The organism is Shinella granuli, from assembly GCF_004341885.1.
Lineage (GTDB): Bacteria > Pseudomonadota > Alphaproteobacteria > Rhizobiales > Rhizobiaceae > Shinella > Shinella granuli.
In genome coordinates, this window is the sequence record NZ_SLVX01000012.1 from 1 (window position 1) to 12,388 (window position 12,388).

15 protein-coding genes are annotated in these 12,388 nt (G+C 62.1%); 3 read left to right on the top strand and 12 right to left on the bottom strand.

Annotation, left to right across the window (positions count from 1 at the left end; genetic code table 11):
* Nucleotides 1–205 (top strand): integrase core domain-containing protein (locus EV665_RS18310; protein ID WP_133035195.1); only part of this gene is annotated, 205 nt, incomplete at its 5' end.
* Here EV665_RS18310 and EV665_RS33280 read toward each other — a convergent pair.
* The 11 genes from EV665_RS33280 to EV665_RS18365 all read right to left on the bottom strand — a co-directional run bounded on the left by EV665_RS33280 (nt 171) and on the right by EV665_RS18365 (nt 9,583).
* Complete coding sequence (locus tag EV665_RS33280; protein ID WP_345483499.1) at nt 171–488, bottom strand: phage head-tail joining protein; 318 nt, start codon at nt 486–488, stop codon at nt 171–173. The two genes, EV665_RS18310 and EV665_RS33280, sit on opposite strands and share 35 nt — an antisense overlap.
* A 2-nt stretch (nt 489–490) precedes the next feature.
* Nucleotides 491–2,320 (bottom strand): prohead protease/major capsid protein fusion protein, encoded by a 1,830-nt coding sequence (locus EV665_RS18320; RefSeq protein WP_133035196.1) that lies wholly within the window; start codon nt 2,318–2,320, stop codon nt 491–493.
* Nucleotides 2,321–2,334: 14 nt separating this feature from the next.
* Nucleotides 2,335–3,720: a phage portal protein gene (locus EV665_RS18325; RefSeq protein WP_133035197.1), complete on the bottom strand. Its 1,386-nt coding sequence runs from the start codon at nt 3,718–3,720 to the stop codon at nt 2,335–2,337.
* Nucleotides 3,701–4,132: a hypothetical protein gene (locus tag EV665_RS18330; protein WP_133035198.1), complete on the bottom strand. Its 432-nt coding sequence runs from the start codon at nt 4,130–4,132 to the stop codon at nt 3,701–3,703. The genes EV665_RS18325 and EV665_RS18330 overlap by 20 nt, the downstream gene beginning before the upstream one ends.
* Before the next feature lie 1,024 nt (nt 4,133–5,156).
* On the bottom strand, nt 5,157–5,609 hold the full coding sequence (locus EV665_RS18335; protein WP_133035199.1) for a hypothetical protein: 453 nt from the start codon (nt 5,607–5,609) through the stop codon (nt 5,157–5,159).
* A gap of 269 nt (nt 5,610–5,878) precedes the next feature.
* Nucleotides 5,879–7,183, bottom strand: coding sequence for an AAA family ATPase (locus EV665_RS18340; protein WP_133035200.1), 1,305 nt, complete (start codon nt 7,181–7,183; stop codon nt 5,879–5,881).
* Nucleotides 7,183–7,575, bottom strand: coding sequence for a hypothetical protein (locus EV665_RS18345; RefSeq protein WP_133035201.1), 393 nt, complete (start codon nt 7,573–7,575; stop codon nt 7,183–7,185). The genes EV665_RS18340 and EV665_RS18345 overlap by 1 nt, the downstream gene beginning before the upstream one ends.
* The gene (locus tag EV665_RS18350; RefSeq protein ID WP_133035202.1) at nt 7,556–7,786 is read right to left on the bottom strand and encodes a hypothetical protein; all 231 of its coding nucleotides are present in this window, start codon (nt 7,784–7,786) and stop codon (nt 7,556–7,558) included. The genes EV665_RS18345 and EV665_RS18350 overlap by 20 nt, the downstream gene beginning before the upstream one ends.
* A 22-nt stretch (nt 7,787–7,808) precedes the next feature.
* A complete protein-coding gene (locus EV665_RS18355; protein WP_133035203.1) occupies nt 7,809–8,165 on the bottom strand; it encodes a hypothetical protein in 357 nt (118 codons plus the stop codon).
* The gene (locus EV665_RS18360) at nt 8,162–8,389 is read right to left on the bottom strand and encodes a helix-turn-helix transcriptional regulator (protein WP_133035204.1); all 228 of its coding nucleotides are present in this window, start codon (nt 8,387–8,389) and stop codon (nt 8,162–8,164) included. The genes EV665_RS18355 and EV665_RS18360 overlap by 4 nt, the downstream gene beginning before the upstream one ends.
* A 114-nt stretch (nt 8,390–8,503) precedes the next feature.
* On the bottom strand, nt 8,504–9,583 hold the full coding sequence (locus EV665_RS18365) for a tyrosine-type recombinase/integrase (protein WP_133035205.1): 1,080 nt from the start codon (nt 9,581–9,583) through the stop codon (nt 8,504–8,506).
* Nucleotides 9,584–9,754: 171 nt separating this feature from the next.
* Between EV665_RS18365 and dusA the strand changes: the two genes are divergently transcribed.
* Complete coding sequence (dusA, locus tag EV665_RS18370; RefSeq protein ID WP_133035305.1) at nt 9,755–10,765, top strand: tRNA dihydrouridine(20/20a) synthase DusA; 1,011 nt, start codon at nt 9,755–9,757, stop codon at nt 10,763–10,765.
* Between the two features lie 120 nt (nt 10,766–10,885).
* Nucleotides 10,886–11,473, top strand: coding sequence for a J domain-containing protein (locus EV665_RS18375; RefSeq protein ID WP_133035306.1), 588 nt, complete (start codon nt 10,886–10,888; stop codon nt 11,471–11,473).
* A gap of 14 nt (nt 11,474–11,487) precedes the next feature.
* On the opposite strand, the gene EV665_RS18380 is transcribed toward EV665_RS18375, so the two are convergent.
* Nucleotides 11,488–11,901, bottom strand: a complete 414-nt coding sequence (locus EV665_RS18380) for a hypothetical protein (RefSeq protein WP_133035206.1) — start codon at nt 11,899–11,901, stop codon at nt 11,488–11,490.
* Nucleotides 11,902–12,388: the final 487 nt, after the last annotated feature.

The following is a 12,388-nucleotide window of genomic DNA, read 5'->3' on the forward strand; positions in this document are numbered from 1 at the left end:
CAATGTCTTCGTCGAGCGGCTCTGGCGTTCGATCAAATACGAGGAAGTCTACCTCCATGCCTACAAGACTGTGTCCGAGGCACGCGCTGGCATCGGCCGATATCTGAACTTCTACAACACCAGACGCCCACATTCATCCCTTGACCGGCGGACGCCGGATCAGGCCTACTTCAACGCGCTGACACCAATGATGGTGGCGGCATAATCGAGGCGGAAATCCACTTAGCGAAACGCCCGAAGCTGTTCAGACAAACCGAGCCACCTCTATATCCTTTGGAGAGAGAGAGTCGGAAGCTGGACTTGCGCGTGCCGGAGAGGCGCGCGATTTCATCATCAAGGGCTGACAAGGCTGCCGCCATTTCCGCGTCCGACTTATATTCGGTGGTGCGCTCGGTCCCTCCAGACTTGAAGGTGGTCCGGAGTGCGCCGGAATTGCGAGCGGACACAAGGTCCGCCCGCTGCGCCAAGAGTTCGGCGACCGTGGCCATGGTTAGCCCTTCGCCGCGTACCAGGAGCGGTAGTCGACAAAGCCGGCACCGAAGTCTACGCGGGCTTTGACCGAAACGCCGTCCACTTCGAAGCCTGCCTTGGTCTCGATCTGGACGCCTTCCTCGCCGGCCAGATAGGCGTATTCAAGGCCGTCACAAGAGGCGATGTCCGCGACGACATACCAGCGGGCGGCGTCGGTGAGACGCGGCTCAACCACCACGGAGAACTTGCCGGCAAGGACGTTGGTATCCTCGGCCTTGGTCGCCGTGATCTGGGTCATGAGCTGGTCGGCCTTGGTCTCAAGGTCCGGCGGCACCACAAGGTACTTCGGCTCAACCGAGATAAGCTCGCCGGTCAGGCCGGTCTGCTTGCGCATGGCGAGGCGGGCCGCGCCAAGGGTATCAAGAGCAAGGGCCGCGCCGGACGCGACGTAGTTCTTGTGGTTGGCGGCGTGGAACAGGGCGGAACCATCCGAAAGGGTAGGACCAACACCGCTCCCCTGGACAAGGAGATCGACAAGAAGCTGCGCTTCGGTTGCGGCGGCGGCCTGACCCATGCGGCGGGCGAGGTCCGCGAAGGCGCCCAGATCATCCCCGATAATCGCCTGACGGGTCAGGGAGATGATCTTGCCGTAGGTGGTGAGCTTGTAGCTCTCCTTCGCTTCCGCCAGCGAACCGTGCTTGAACTCGCCGGCTTCGTTCACCTTCTCAAGGCGGGGAGCCTCGGAGACCTGAATGCGGTGTTTCATGCGGAAGTCCGGCGCGGTGGTCTGCCGGGCAACCAGCTTCAGACCGGACGGGGCGGCGCTATAGGCTTCGCGAAGCGTGCGGCCTACCGCATCACCCATGATGATGGGGAAATCGGAGGTGGAAAGCGCACGTTCCACAAGGGCGGAGGGAGTCAGACCGATGACGTTCTCGCCGGCATGGCGGAGGCATTCGCGGGCAACCTCCAGCGCGGTCATGCCAACGAACTGGCGGGCCGGGTCACTGACCTGTGCGCCGGCCGTGGTGCGGGCATAGACGGCCTCGGAGATGGCGCGGCGGCGCACTTCCGGATTGTCCAGCGTGGTGGAGTTATGCGGGGCGCGGATGGTGGCGGCCGTGGTGCCGCGAGCCTTCATTGCTTCGAAGGCGGCGGCGCGGGCGACTTCCACGTCCGTCTCATTGTCAATCTGCTCATCTGCCCATGCACGGTCGAGGCCGGCGATTTCGGCAATGTTGCGGATCTGGTCGTTGATTTCCTTACGGGTCATTTTGGGTCCTTCAATGGAGGTGTGCTCCTGCTCGGAGCGGGTAGAGGCTTTGGGGTCAGCCGGCACTGAGACGATGCTCAGTTCAAGAGGAGCCCATCGCGTGACATTGACCGTGGCCACGCCGCCGGGAGCGGCTTCGGTGCGCTTCTGCTCGAGCGGCCTGAAGCTCACCGAAGCGGGCAGGACATGGCCGTCTGACAGGTCATCAAAGAGTGCTTGGCCGCGTTCGTTTCGGCTGATTTTCGCCGTCACAATGGCCTTGCCGCCTTCAAAGCGAAGCGAGCCCGGAACGATGCCGCCAAGCCTGGAGGCGAGGCCGCCGTAGCGGTCATGACTATCCAGAAGAGCAAGGGAATCCATGCGCGACGTGTCAATCGCCGCCGGGGTGATGGCGAGGATTTCGTCGTAGGTGCCCTCCCAAGTCCGAACGCGGACCGGGGTGTCCGTGGCGAGGATCACGTCCACGGTCCGGGCTTCGGCGTTGAAACTGGTCAGGCTTCCCGCCGCGCGGTTGCGGGTATCTTCGAGCGTGCGGGATTGTTCGTCGCCCGGCGGGGCGGCGTTTTTCTTCGGCATGTTGCCTCCTGGTGTTATGCCGCTTCGGCGGCTTCGGGCTGCTGGTTGTTGTTGGCCGCGACGGTCTGGAAGGTCAGGCCGAGCCGGGCCGCCCTTTCGTTGTCCGCGGCGATTTCCTCATCAAGGGCTTCAATATCTACCCCTCTTGAGGTCACGGCTTCGCGCCGGCTCATGATGCCGCCAGCGATTGCCAAAAGTTCGGCTTCCGCGTCCTTCTTCGGATCGATCCACGCCGTCTTGGGGGTGATCCATTTGGCGGCGGAAAGCTCGGTCTGGTCGCCTTTGATCCGGCCCGTCATGATTTCGGTGGCAACCCACCGGTTCCACAGCGGGCGGAGGAACATGAAGACAACCATGCCGTGCTGAAGCTGCTCAACGCGGCGGCGGAACTCAATGAGCGAACCCCTCTGACTTCCATAGTTTGCCGCCGAAAGGTCTTGCGTTACCTGCCAGGCGGGAAGCCCCATGCCGGCGGCGATTTCACGCTCGACAATTCGCCCGAATTCAATGGCGTCCATACCAACGGACGGGGGATTGCTGAAGGTGATGCCGTCCGAACCGACGGGGGCAACCTTGACTGTGCCGGGTTCTAAGCTGTCGCCAAGAGCCTCGCCCTCCCATTCCTTGTCGGCATGCTCACCGGGGGTAACCACCCCGACCAGCATTGCGGCGGCGGCCTGCTTGGTGAGTTGGGCGTCAATCCACGTATCAAGGTGGGCGATGCGGGATAGGACCGGGGCGAACCATGTGATGCCCCTTACCTGACCGGGCGTGTCAACCCTGAACATGTGGCAAATGTCGCTCGCCGGGATGCGGTCCACCTTGTATTGAAAGGTGGTGGTCACCGTCTCCCGCCGGACGTGGTAGGCAACCCTCCTGCCGCGCGAGTCGAACTCAATGCCCGAAACAATGCGCCCGCCTTCCGGCAGGTCCCGCGTCATGTCCGAAGCGATTTGCTCCGGGTCCAGGAGCCTGACCGTCAGGTCATTGCCTTCGTTGAGGAAGAGGCAGAACGCTTCGCCGTCAATCACGGTCCGCTTGGCCATGACGACCTGCAAGCCATAGAGGTCCGAAAGCTGATCCGCGTCGGCGCGGTCCGTCCACGCCTCAAAGCCAAGGTTGAGCCGCCCGCGAATGCGCACCGACTTGTGCTTGCTCTGAGGCTTCACGCCGCTGCCCACCAAGGCGCTCACCCATGCGTCAACCGCAGCAGCCGCCACGGCATTGTTGCTGGCAATGTACCTAGCGCGGGCGGCAAGTTCGAACCGGCTTGCAAGCTGGGCTTTCGGTTGTGAGGGCATGCGGCCGAAGGCCGTACCTCGGCGGCCGGTAGACGCGCCGTCAAAGGAGCGCGTGCCGGAGAAGAGATTGCGAAGGCGGTTAAGCATGAGCAGTACCATGCGTCTTAGTTGCCCATGCCCTCACTGCCGTCCAGCAAAGCCAGGCTGGCACGGTCAGGCTGGCATCGTCATCGAAGACCACCCAGTCACCATTGCAGGGAACCGGCCTTGGACCGGGAAGGCCCGCAAAGCCGAACGCGGCGACGACGACATCGGCATTGATCCGAACGCGCCGGATACGCAGCTTCGCCAGAAGCGACAGGGCGAACACGGTATGGCAAGAGTAGCTTGTGCGATTGCCGCTGTGATCGCCGACCTCGAGGCCAGCCGCGCGAGCCAGGGTCAGCCAGTAGCTGACGGTGCTGATCGGCATCCCGAGGAATTGCGACACCTCGGAAAGGTTGAACGTGGGCTTCGTCCACCACGCAGGAACGGTGAAGCAACCGCCAGAAGGCGGTGAAGGGTTGGCCATAGCAGCCTCCAGTCGGTTAGTTGTTGAAAGATGATGGGCTAAGAAAAGACCACGGCCCGAAGGCCGTGGTCTGGATGGGTGCCCGACGCCGCCGATGGAGCGCGGCGCGCCGAGCCGATCGCAGCCGATGCTGGGCGGCCGCAATGCTTGGAAACTGGCCGGTGCTGCGAGACACCGCGCACACGGCTGATCGCGCCGAAGGATGAAGACAGCGGCGTCGATTGGGGAATTGCTAGGTGTTCTCTCCACTCTCACCCATCCTGAGGGCAATCGAGGATGCAAAACGCGCGTTTCATGAACGCCGCGCCGGAAAGGGCAAGGAAATCAGAGGAGGGGGAAGCCGTTCACTATGGGAACGTTTGCTACCCTCTCATAGATACTCCCCGCGAGATCGCGTTTTGCGGCTATTCCGCCGGAAAACATTAACGCCGAGGCGAAAAACTCAATGAATTCGGAAGTAGGCAAATTTGCCGGTTGTTCGCCCCTCTCATAAATAAGGGGAACGAAAAGCCGGAAAGTGCACATTTCGCCGGAAAATATTAACGCGGCGGCGAATTGTTCAATGAATTGGAGCGTGCCGAAATTTCGGTCTTCACCTGTTGCCATGTTCAGTGCGCGTTAGTGGCACTCACGCAATTTTCCTCTTTTCTATCAGGTAGTTATCGCTCCGACATACCAGCCGCGGTGGCCGCCTCTGCTCTGGAAATAGAAGGTTGGGTGCCCTCCCTCTTACTCTCCCAGTGCGCGCCCTGCTGCGGCTCGATCTGCTTCAACAATTCGCCAGCCCGTCCCCATACTACTGTATGAAACAATGCGAAAAGCGCAATTTCAGGCTGCGTTTTAAACGCAGTACCTCTCACCCATTAGGAACCTGAGGCCCCGTGGCCGACGCAAAAGCGCCGCTTCATCAACGCCGTGCCGGAAAGCTCAATGATTTCGAGGATAGGCAAATTTGCATCTTGATCGGGAGAAAGGTGGATAAATATCCACCTTTCCATCGGCCACCTCCGCAAATTTGCGGAGCTCACTCCCCCGCCCAGTCCACCCGCACCGGCGCTTTCTCCCGGAAAGGCACGTTGATCGTGTTGAACCTTGCCGCCGCCCTTGTCTCGGCACGCAGGAGCTCGACCTTCTTCTCGAGGTAGACGATCCTTGCCGCTGCCTTGGTCTGCAACTCGACGACCTGATCGGCGAAGAGCATAGCCCGGCACGCCGCCTCTAGCCTACCAGCCGCCCACGCGCGCCTCTGTGCGGTTGTGCCGTACGGACCTTCCGCACCTACCTCTTCCAGCGTCTCGCCCGCCACAAGGCAACGCTGGGCGATTGTGAGCAGGCCGAGTTGGTCGAGGATGTTGGAGACCCCGACGTCCTGCTTGTCGACCCAGCCGACCGCGGCTTGCATCGCCTCCCATCCCGGTGAGCCGAACGCGGCGGAGGGGATGGCCTGGCGGAGGTTCTTCTTGGCCTGTGCGATCATGCGGCGGTCCTCTTCAGTTGTTTCAACGTCTCGCTGTACCGCTGTACCGCCCTAAAGATATGATCGGTACGTACAGTGTGTGAGGGGATAAATCCCCCCACACACAAAGACTGTTTTTGAATGAAACCTGTACCGGCGGTACAGGTTGATTTCATTTAGTTTTCTGCGTTTTTTTCGCGGTTCGGTACAGCCGGTACAGTAATCGGTACAGCACCCAGAAGGCGGCTTGTGAGACCAAGGTGCTGTACCGTCGAACCGTACAGTTCGATTTAGCCGGTTTTTCGCCTCATCCGCTCGACGAATTCGGCCGCTTGCTGCTCTGCGTGCCGGCGTGCTTTGGCATCGACAGCCGCTTCCTGACCTGCATCGGTGAGCTTCCATTTCCGCGCTTCGAACTTCAGGAGCTTCTGTGTTTTCAGCTTGTCCGTCGCCGTCTGCACGCGCCTGCGATCTGGCTCGCCCTCCTTGTTCCGCCAGCCGAGACGGTCGGCAATTCCTGAAACAGATTGGGTGGCATCGCGATCGAACTCGAGCAGCACGGCATCCATGTCGCTGAATGCTTGCCGCTTCGCCACGCCGACTTCTTTCTCTGACATGTCCTTGGCAAGGACGGTCGGCACGAGTCTGCCGCGGCTATCGACAAGGGCGGGCGCCGTCACCGATTCCAGCTTGAAAACCACCGGCTCGAAATCCGGCCCGCGGTGTTTGCCTTGCCAATGAAGCTTCACCAGCCCGTCGGACTTCGTCAGCGTGAGGTTGCCGTCCACCTCGGCAATGAATGCGCCACCACCGCGGGGTAGCAGGCTGTCGTTGCTGGCGTTCTTGGTCGGATGGGTGGCAACCAGTACGGCTGGCTCGCCGGGCAGCGTCGTCAATTGTCGTAGGTTCCGAGCATGACGGCCGGCGTCTGTGTTGGAGTTCTCGTCATCGCCGAAGAAGAACGCGGCGCTGGTATCGACAATGACAAGGCTGGCACCGCCTAGAGCTTCCACGTCCTTGCGGATGAGCTCGATCGTTTCCGCAACATCTGTGGTGCCTTTCATAAAGTGAACGTCGATGTCTTCCGGGTCGAAGCCAAGATGATGACCTGCCGCGATCCAGCGCATTTGAACATCGTCGGGATTTTCGCCCGCCAGATAGCAGACGCGGCCGGGCTTCACGTCCCTGCCGCCGACTGGCATGCCCAACGCGGTAGCGGCGGCCAGCAACAAAAGCACAGCCGTCTTTCCCGTGCCGGTAGTACCAGTCAGGCTATAGAAGAAGCGAGACTGGAACACGCCGTCGAGAGCATAGTCCGGCGGCACGAAATCCTTGACGAAGGCCGCGCTGGAGATGATGCCGGGGTACTGCTTGTTGTCATTTGCCGGCTCGGTGAAGCGGAGCCGATAGGCGACACGGCGCTCCACGTGATCTTGTATCCCGCCTTCGAGCCGAGTGGCCGCGGCGGCAATCCCAGCGGCATAGTCGACCTTCTCGCCGCCGCCACGTTCGAGGTCGATAAGGGCGCTCTGGAACTCCATAACCAAGTCAGAGAGCTCAACACGACGCGGCCTCGGTGATTTCAATGAAGCCATTACACCGCCTCTCGGTTGCCTGCGAAGACCAGCGGAAGCCAGTGCGGCTTGGCATACCGGCGCGTAATGTCCTCTGCGATCGGCATATCGAGAACGCCGCCGTCAAACGAGTATACAAGCCAGTTTGTCGGTGTCGGCACGATGTCTTCGGAGTCGACAAGGCGGCCCATAGCAGCAACGGCCGCTTCCGACATGTCGGCCCAGATGATGATGTTCTGGTCTGACTTGCCCCACTGCGCGCTGCCGGAGAAACCGGGAATATCGCGCGCCATCTCGAACAGCGTTACGCCGGAGCGGCGACGCAAGTATGTGGCGATGCGGGCCTCGAGCGTGTCCGTGACGTGCTCCCTGGAAAGCAGGCGGGCGGCGAGGTTAAGTTGCGGTTCGGACATGGCGCAGGGCCTCCAATGCGATGCGGTCGACAACGACCGGCGGAAAGGTAACTATGGATTGGCCGTGGTGCTTCGGCCCGTAGACCCGCCAGCCACCTTGGCCTTCGACCAGCTTGAGGTCACGAATGCGCATGCCGTCGTCTGTCTCCAGATCGAAGCGCGCAACAGTGTTGCCGCCCGGCGGGACCGGGCGGAGCGATAAGATTTTCATGGTGGTCCCTGTGGTTAGGCGGTTAAGTCGTGCCTCGCGACGCGGCCCTCGCGGCAATTTTCTTACGCAGGCGTCTCACGGTGGCAAAACGGTCACGAGGACGGTTCCTGTACTTCTCATAATGCGCGTCCTGATCTGCCCAATCCGCAACAAGTATCTGCATTAGTTCAGACATCATTGGGGTTGACCTTGACGCGACCTCAGCCAGAATTTCCTCACGTCGCGCTACTTTCGTTTCTGATAGCGGCCGACTAGCTAACGTGTTGAGCAGATCGTGGTACTCTGCCGATGCGAGAAGCCGCCCGTCCATCACCGAATTAACGACACCTGCGAAAACGCCGAAGTGCAGTGACTGCTCATTCATATTCACCGTGTTCATGCGGAAGCCCTCGCACCGGCACGATTGTTGTCATTGGCGAAATCGTAGACCGCAGTTCGGCGCGTCCCAGAAAGCCAACGGTCGAGTTCATCTTTCGTGTAGCGTACGGCTCCGCCAATCTTCAGGTAGACTGGACCGGAGCCCGTCATCCGCGTCTTGTTGAGCCATGATGCCGATTTGCTAATATATTCTGCCGCAATCGCGGTCGTCATAAGCTGTGTCATTCTCCCTCCGTCATGTGTCCTGCAACTCTAATGTAGTACTGAGAGCCAGTTTTTTCCGTGCAACCCTCTATCAACTTAGTGCTGGCGAATTCGGTCAAGTGCTAAGCGGCTTTTTCATTTTTTTTCAGACGCCACATCCAGCCACGGCCAGTTGTCATACTTGTCGCCCGTCTGGCGGAGGTGCGTGTAGCGCTGCAGGGAATTCCATGAACGATGGCCGGAGACGCTGGCGGCGAGGGGGATCGTGCGCCCCATCTCAAAGAGGCGCGACACGCCCTCGTGTCTCAGGTCGTGGAAATGCAGATCCTTGATGTCAAGGAACTGGCACGCTCGAGTAAAGCCGCCCGAGATTGCGTCGGTGCCGTACGGGAAAATTCGATCCTTCTCCCGCGGCATAGACAGGGCGATGCGGAGTGCTTCCGGCGGAAGCTCCACCCAAACGTCATTGCCCTTCTTCTGGCCCGGATGCTTCATGTCGCGCACCAGCACACGGCTATGCTGCTCATCCAGGTCAGCCCACTTTATACGAGTTATCTCCTCTTGGCGGCGTGTCGAGAACAGCGCGAAGGCGATGATCTTGTGCATCGGCGCAGAATTGTGCGCTCTCGACTGCCTTTCGACGAAGAAGCTCATGAGAGCATCCAACTCGGCAAGGGTGGGCCGCCTGTCGCGCTTTGCCGACTTGGAAATCGTTTCTTGTCGCGACAGCGCAGACTTCGCCGCCTGCATCGCCTGATAGTCCAGCGGTATGTCCCATAGCGTCTTCGCGTCCTTAAAGACGGCCGAGACATGAGAGATATAGTTGCCGACTGTTTGTGGCTGCCTGCCGCCGTCGAGAAGCTCCCGCGCGAACGCGGAGATGTCGCTGGCCTTGATTGTCGAGCACTCCATCGCAGCGATGTTGTACTGCTTCACGGATCGCAAACATTGTGCCTTCGTCCGACCGATGTCCTTCTTCTCCTGCACATACCGGTCGATCGCTTGAGCTAGCGTGAACGAGGGGAGGGCAAGGCGTTCAAGGGCGCCGGGTTTGTCGAGCTCGCCCTCGCGAAATCGGATCCAAGCCTCAGCCTCGCGTCTCCGATCGAAGGTCTTTGCTTCCCGCAAAACGGTCTTCCCGTCTTTCTTCCGTATGATCTGCGCGGTATAACCAAGTGAACCGTCTTTGCGTTTCCGTGCGTTTATCGTGCCCATGTCGGTACAACATTCCTCTGATCGGTACGACATTGTTGTACCTGACAGTGAAAAATGGTGCAACACGCGGAAAAACGCTGACAAAACTGGAAACATTCTCAGGCCGCTAAGATTTTGAATTTCTACGAAAAAGCCGTAAAATCAAGCACCCCGGTGTTCGCCACCGCGCCGATGATCGACTGGTCCGACCGGCATTATCGTGTCTTCGCGCGGCAGCTCACGAAGAACGCGCTGCTCTTCACCGAGATGATCGTCGCCGATGCGATCCTGCGCGGCGATCGCGACCGGCTGCTCGGCTTCGACGCGGTGGAACAGCCCGTCGTGCTGCAGCTCGGCGGCAACGATCCGGCAAAGCTCGCCGAGGCGGCGCGGATCGGCGAGGGGTTCGGCTATGCCGAGATCAACCTCAATGTCGGCTGCCCCTCGGACCGGGTGCAATCCGGCACGTTCGGCGCCTGCCTGATGCGCGAGCCGCAGCTCGTGGCGGACTGCGTGGCGGCGATGAAGGCGGCGGTCGCCATTCCCGTCACCGTCAAGTGCCGCATCGGCGTCGACGACCAGGACCCCGAGGTGGCGCTGCGCGACCTCGTCTCGCGCGTGACGCGCGCCGGGACGGACGCCGTCTGGGTCCATGCGCGCAAGGCCTGGCTGCAGGGGCTCTCGCCGAAGGAGAACCGGGACATCCCGCCGCTCGACTACGGCCTCGTGCGCCGGCTGAAGGCGGAGAACCCCAACCTTTTCGTCGGGCTCAATGGCGGGCTCCACACTTTGGACCAGGCGCTCGAAGAGATGACGGGGCTGGACGGCGTCATGCTCGGACGGGCTGCGTATCAGGATAGCGGCATCCTGACGGGCGTGGACGATCTTTTTCCGCATCCGCTTCGGGCAGGCGATGAGCCGTCCGGTCCTGTCGCCCGTCCGCAGGCGCTTTCCGCCGACGACTGGGAGGCGGTGCGGGATGCGATGATGGCCTATGCAGGCGGGGTGATCGCCCGGGGCGGCCGGGTGGCGCATGTGACGCGGCACATGATCGGGCTCTTCCAGGGTTTTCCAGGCGCGCGAAAATACCGGCAGGTCCTTTCGACCGACGCGACGAAGCCGGGGGCGGGGCCGGAGGTGATCGCCGCGGCCTTCGCGGCGGTGCTGTCGGCGCGAGCCGAGACGGCCGCGGCGGCGGAGTAGCGCTTTCTGTGCATCGCCTTGGCCTGACCACAATTTCGTCCCCTCGGGGTCGGAGACTTTGCTAGACAGACGACGCAGTACTAAAGACGGACAGGTGGCCGCGTGATCGATCCCTACGCCATGCTCGGACTAGAGCGCGATGCCGACGACAACCAGGTGAAGGCGGCCTACCGCAAGGCCGCCAAGGGCATGCACCCCGATTCCGGCGGCGACGCGGACCAGTTCGCCCGCCTGCAGACCTGCTACGACCTCCTGCGCGACCCTGTGCGCCGCAAGGTCTTCGACGACACCGGCTTCGACCCGCAGCTCGCCGATCCGCGCGACCTCAAGGGCCTGATGCTGCTCGAGCCGCTGGTCAACGACGTGATCCTCGACGAGCGCGAGCCCGGCAGCTTCGATCCGCTGGCGGCGATGCGGCGAAAGCTCTCCGACGACATCGTCAAGAGCCGCTTCCACATCCTCGAGCTGGAGCGCCACCGCAACCGCGTGCGCCAGCATATCGACCGGCTCGGCCGCAAGGCCGGCACGGATTTTCTCGGCTCCATGCTGCGCGCCCGCTCGCAGTCGATCACCGAGGCGATCCGCAATGCGGAGGGGCAGATCCAGGCCATCGAGCAGGCCTATTCCATGCTGGAAGGCTATTCCTACGAACTGGCCGTCGCGCTCGAACCCCTTTCCGTCGCGGTGAAGGGCGAGGCGGCGGAATAGGCCGGCCGCGCATCTCAAACCGTCAGCGGCGGCTCGCCGCCCTCGTATCGCACCGGCGGCTTTTTCGCCCGCGCGGCGGCGAAGGCGCGGAACTCGGCGAGCGCTAGGAGCGGGCGGGCGACCTCCACCGCGGCATCCTGAAGGGCGCGGGTCTCGCGGTAGGGCGAGGCGAAGGAGAGCTTGCCCCGGGAATTGCCGAGATCCCTGATATCGCGCGCCACCGCGACGAAGTCGTCGAACAGGCGGCGCTGCGCCGCGTCGAGATTGGCGAGGCAGCAGGGCTCCTGCGTGTCGTGGAAGAACCAGGCGCAGCGCCCCTGGCGGCGGCAGGCGCGGATGCGGCAGACGCGCTGCGGCAGGGCCAGCATCTCGGCCGCGCGGGCGAGCAGGTGACGGTCGGGCGGGGGAAGCTGGTACGTCCTGGGCATCGGGGCTCCTCTGAGATGGGGGAGGCGGGCCCGGGGGCGCAAAGACGCCGCGTCCGGCGCTCGCTCCGGCCTTGAAGTCGTGTGGACACAGGTCCGCATCGCCGCGCGTGGAAAAGGGTCACGCCGGGGTCTGCGCATCGGGTTTCGGACGGGGCGCTGGAAGTCGCCGGGTCAGAAATCTGTATATGACGCCTTTCAGCGCCCCGTTCGGCGGTTTTTGCCCGCGACTTGGGTCTCTCTGCAAAGGCCGGGCGCAGGAATGTTGGCCGCCGGTTTCCGGGGCGGGTTCTGTCCGGTTTTGCGCGCCGGGCGGGCTCGCCTTGAGCCCGGTCCGGACGGAAAGGTTTTTTACGCCTTTCCCGGGAAAACGCCGCTCCGGCGGACGATGCCGACGCATCCGTCACGCCCGGCCTCCTTGTGTGCCGCACAGGCACGCCCGACGCGCCGTCCGGGGCTGAAACGACAGGGCCGGTCCGACGCCCCGCCG

What these genes read in the sequence shown, in the direction of transcription:
- EV665_RS33280 (WP_345483499.1), bottom strand. Translation starts at nt 488, where the DNA reads ATGGCCACGGTCGCCGAACTCTTGGCGCAGCGGGCGGACCTTGTGTCC.
- EV665_RS18320 (WP_133035196.1), bottom strand. Translation starts at nt 2,320, where the DNA reads ATGCCGAAGAAAAACGCCGCCCCGCCGGGCGACGAACAATCCCGCACG.
- EV665_RS18325 (WP_133035197.1), bottom strand. Translation starts at nt 3,720, where the DNA reads ATGGTACTGCTCATGCTTAACCGCCTTCGCAATCTCTTCTCCGGCACG.
- EV665_RS18330 (WP_133035198.1), bottom strand. Translation starts at nt 4,132, where the DNA reads ATGGCCAACCCTTCACCGCCTTCTGGCGGTTGCTTCACCGTTCCTGCG.
- EV665_RS18335 (WP_133035199.1), bottom strand. Translation starts at nt 5,609, where the DNA reads ATGATCGCACAGGCCAAGAAGAACCTCCGCCAGGCCATCCCCTCCGCC.
- EV665_RS18340 (WP_133035200.1), bottom strand. Translation starts at nt 7,183, where the DNA reads ATGGCTTCATTGAAATCACCGAGGCCGCGTCGTGTTGAGCTCTCTGAC.
- EV665_RS18345 (WP_133035201.1), bottom strand. Translation starts at nt 7,575, where the DNA reads ATGTCCGAACCGCAACTTAACCTCGCCGCCCGCCTGCTTTCCAGGGAG.
- EV665_RS18350 (WP_133035202.1), bottom strand. Translation starts at nt 7,786, where the DNA reads ATGAAAATCTTATCGCTCCGCCCGGTCCCGCCGGGCGGCAACACTGTT.
- EV665_RS18355 (WP_133035203.1), bottom strand. Translation starts at nt 8,165, where the DNA reads ATGAACACGGTGAATATGAATGAGCAGTCACTGCACTTCGGCGTTTTC.
- EV665_RS18360 (WP_133035204.1), bottom strand. Translation starts at nt 8,389, where the DNA reads ATGACACAGCTTATGACGACCGCGATTGCGGCAGAATATATTAGCAAA.
- EV665_RS18365 (WP_133035205.1), bottom strand. Translation starts at nt 9,583, where the DNA reads ATGGGCACGATAAACGCACGGAAACGCAAAGACGGTTCACTTGGTTAT.
- dusA (WP_133035305.1), top strand. Translation starts at nt 9,755, where the DNA reads ATGATCGACTGGTCCGACCGGCATTATCGTGTCTTCGCGCGGCAGCTC.
- EV665_RS18375 (WP_133035306.1), top strand. Translation starts at nt 10,886, where the DNA reads ATGCTCGGACTAGAGCGCGATGCCGACGACAACCAGGTGAAGGCGGCC.
- EV665_RS18380 (WP_133035206.1), bottom strand. Translation starts at nt 11,901, where the DNA reads ATGCCCAGGACGTACCAGCTTCCCCCGCCCGACCGTCACCTGCTCGCC.